Below are 2,409 nucleotides of genomic sequence, written 5' to 3'. Positions count from 1 at the left end.
TGCTTCCGGTCATGACGGCGAATCGCTCCCGCGATTACCCCATGTGTGAAGACCGCGCGCATTCAAGTGATTCGCACGGTATGATTTCTGCGCGAATTGCAGGAGATCGGATGAAGCGGTTCGTTGAAGGGTGGATCGTGGGCAGAGGACACTGTTTCCGGACTGCCTGGAAGAGTGGGCAATCGGGGACAATTCCATTCGCGTGATCGACGTCTTTGTCGACGAACTCGATCTGGGGGATCTTAGGTTCGATCCTGAGGCGATCGGTCGGCCCTCCTGAACAATCGCGACAAGAACTTCACGCGTGGCAAAGTGCAGCGGCGACGGGCGCAGCTCGAAGAGAGCGTGGTGCGCTATCTGGATCAGCTCGGCACGGCCGACCGCCATGAGCCGACCGAGGCTCTCGCGACGAAGGCGGAGCATCTGAAGGAGAAGCTTAGCAAGCTCAGGGACTACGTTGGAAGGAGACGACCAAGCTCGCCGGCCCGTGGGCTCGTCAAGCTGGAAGAATTCGTACTTCAACGCCAGCTTCCCGGACCGGAGCGACAGTAACCGGATCCGCATGGCCGGCCGTCAACGTCCGAGGGCCACGTCAGACAAGGAAAGGGCTCTTTTTGACCGAAAGCGGCCATTCCGCAGGCTACAGGTTCGGATTGATGCCCGCTGGCCCACCATAGAAGCAGTAGGGGCACAGGCCCTTGCGGCGGCTTTCCAGCAGCCGCAGCGAGAACGGCAACCGATCGGCCTTCTCGATCTCGAACCGATACCGGGCCGGCGCATTGACGGAACGGCACGGCGCATCGGTGCGATGCCATTCCGAATGGCGGTTCACTGTCACCTCGCCGCGGTAGGTGCTGGCCTTGGGCTTGGGGGCGGCGGGCATCGCGGCTGCGGACATTCCCGCCGCCGACGCGCTGCAGATCGGCGCGGCCCTCGCGACCGACGTCCTCGGCGGCGGCCAGACCAGCGCACTAGACCAGTACCGGGCGGCGCAACAGCCCCCGACGCCGGCGGGCGCGGTGACGGCAACCCGATCCGCCACGGCCGAGAGCTACCAGCAGGACCAGGTGACCATTACCTGCCCGAGCGGCGTGTCGAGCACGATCCCGCTTTCCTACAAGACGCAAGCCTGCCGCGAGGCGATGATCACGTTCGCCAAGGTGTATTCCTGCAACATGATCGACGACATGAATGCGGCCGCCTCGGCGTGCCAAGGGGCCTGCGGCAATCCGCAGTGCCGCGAATGAGCCGTCACCGGCAGGTTCCTGCTGAGCTCGCGCACGCTGCTCCCATCGGGAGCGGCACCCGGCGGCAGTTGGGACCGGGAATCCACAGGTAACGGGGACGTCAACTATCGGGAGCGAACGTGACCTTCGCAGAACTGCCTGTGGCTTCTCAGTCTGACCCACAGCAGTCTAAAGCCGCAGATACGCTGGCGGCTTTGGGGAAAAGCGCGTATCATGAATCTGTCTGGCATGGCCAAGGAACCTGCACAAAACGCGCCGGCAACACTGGGCGACGTGCTGTATGCCAAGTCCAAACCGCTGGTGCTGGAGCACGACTGGGCGAAGCTCATCCAATCGATTGCCGCCGGTGATCAGCTCGCGCTGCATGCGATTTACGAGATGGCTCATCGCCCCGTATTCACTTTGATCTTGCGGCTCACGGCCAACCGGGAAACCGCTGAAGAGCTCACCATAGACGTCTTCCATGACGTCTGGCGGCGCGCGTCGGGTTACGATGCTGCGAACGGTACCGTGCTCGGTTGGATCATGAACCAGGCGCGCTCGCGGGCGATCGACCGCCTTCGGTTCGAGAGCCGAAAGAAGCGCAGCCACCAGGGCGATGAGCAGCCGCTGGTGGAGGTGGCTGCCGACCCGCGCGACGTGATAGAACTGCGCGAGCAGGGCAACTTATTGCGCGCAGCGTTGGCAGCACTTACACCGGACGAGCGCCAGGCAATGGAGATGACGTTCTTCGCCGGGCTCACGCATGCGGAAGCCGCGGCGCGGCTGAATCAACCGCTTGGTACGATCAAGACGCGCATCCGGTCGGGATTGCACAAGCTGCGGCACGCGCTCACCGTGAAAGCGGGGAAGCCATGAGTGCGACCTGGAGAAACGGCTGCGACCATAGCGAACTGACGTGCGCCTACGCGCTGCAGGGTCTCCCCGCGAGCGAGGTGGCCGCGGCTGAAACCCACATCGCCGCGTGCCCGGATTGCCAGCGTGAGCTGGAAATCCTGCGCCCGGTGGTCGAGCGGTTTGTCGGCTGGCCCACCGATGTGCTGCGGCCGACGACATCGCTGCAGGCGCGCCTTGCGCTTCGCATCGCCGAGGAGACGAGAAAACCGCCGGTCCTGCCGACGGCGCGGCAGTGGTCCGAGCCCGAGTGGGAACAGGTCGCGCC

General features: G+C 64.1%; 5 protein-coding genes. 4 read left to right on the top strand and 1 reads right to left on the bottom strand.

Annotated elements, in window-relative coordinates; translation table 11 throughout:
- Window positions 1-312 precede the first annotated feature (312 nt).
- The gene (locus DTX69_RS29860; RefSeq protein ID WP_119305234.1) at window positions 313-552 is read left to right on the top strand and encodes a hypothetical protein; all 240 of its coding nucleotides are present in this window, start codon (window positions 313-315) and stop codon (window positions 550-552) included.
- 88 nt (window positions 553-640) lie between these two features.
- Here DTX69_RS29860 and DTX69_RS29855 read toward each other — a convergent pair whose 3' ends face one another.
- Window positions 641-832 (bottom strand): hypothetical protein, encoded by a 192-nt coding sequence (locus tag DTX69_RS29855; RefSeq protein ID WP_119305233.1) that lies wholly within the window; start codon window positions 830-832, stop codon window positions 641-643.
- Between the two features lie 28 nt (window positions 833-860).
- Here DTX69_RS29855 and DTX69_RS29850 point away from each other — a divergent pair, with 28 nt between their 5' ends.
- From DTX69_RS29850 to DTX69_RS29840, 3 genes are all read left to right on the top strand, one after another.
- Window positions 861-1,247 carry a hypothetical protein gene (locus DTX69_RS29850; RefSeq protein WP_162917701.1) on the top strand — a complete coding sequence of 129 codons (387 nt, stop codon included), beginning with the start codon at window positions 861-863 and terminating at the stop codon, window positions 1,245-1,247.
- Window positions 1,248-1,460: 213 nt separating this feature from the next.
- On the top strand, window positions 1,461-2,105 hold the full coding sequence (locus DTX69_RS29845; RefSeq protein ID WP_119305231.1) for a sigma-70 family RNA polymerase sigma factor: 645 nt from the start codon (window positions 1,461-1,463) through the stop codon (window positions 2,103-2,105).
- Window positions 2,102-2,409, top strand: a 308-nt coding sequence (locus DTX69_RS29840) for an anti-sigma factor family protein (RefSeq protein ID WP_284736166.1), incomplete at its 3' end; no start/stop codon positions are given. The genes DTX69_RS29845 and DTX69_RS29840, both read left to right, overlap by 4 nt.

It is taken from the genome of Dongia deserti, assembly GCF_003574735.1.
Taxonomy (GTDB): Bacteria; Pseudomonadota; Alphaproteobacteria; order Dongiales; family Dongiaceae; genus Dongia_A; species Dongia_A deserti.
Note: the sequence above shows the minus strand (reverse complement) of the source record. Positions and strands in the feature narration are given on the sequence as shown.